Annotated in this window: 1 protein-coding gene; it reads right to left on the bottom strand. The window is 71.2% G+C overall.

Going from position 1 to position 361, the window contains the following annotated elements:
• Window positions 1-343 (bottom strand): hypothetical protein (locus ACKGJN_RS16490; RefSeq protein ID WP_458250434.1); only part of this gene is annotated, 343 nt, incomplete at its 3' end.
• Window positions 344-361 lie beyond the last annotated feature (18 nt).

The raw sequence follows: 361 nt of genomic DNA, 5'->3' as shown, positions 1-361 counted from the left end.
CGCTGTCCATCACGTCCTGTGTGGTGGCGCCCCAGTGCACATAGGCGGCTTCCTCGCCGCCCACCGCCTTGCCCAGGCAGGCGACCAGCGCCGGCACCGGGATGCCGTCACGCGCGGTGCCCTCCGCGAGGCTGGCGGGATCGATCTCCAGGCTGCCGGCGACTTCCGAGATGCGTTCGGCGGCGGCTGCGGGAATGACGCCGACGCGCCCTTCGGCGCGTGCCAGTGCCGCCTCGAAGTCCAGCATGGCGCGCAGCTGCGCGCGGTCGTCCAGCAGGCCCGCCAGCTCGGCATCGGAGAGCAGGGGGCCCAGGAAGGCGCTGTCGAAGGGGAGGATACTCATGAAAGGTCCATCACACGT

This window comes from Gillisia xinjiangensis, assembly GCF_046298265.1.
GTDB classification, from domain to species: Bacteria; Bacteroidota; Bacteroidia; order Flavobacteriales; family Flavobacteriaceae; genus Gillisia; species Gillisia xinjiangensis.
The sequence above is the reverse complement of the archived record's forward strand: the minus strand, read 5'-3'. Positions and strand labels throughout refer to the sequence as shown.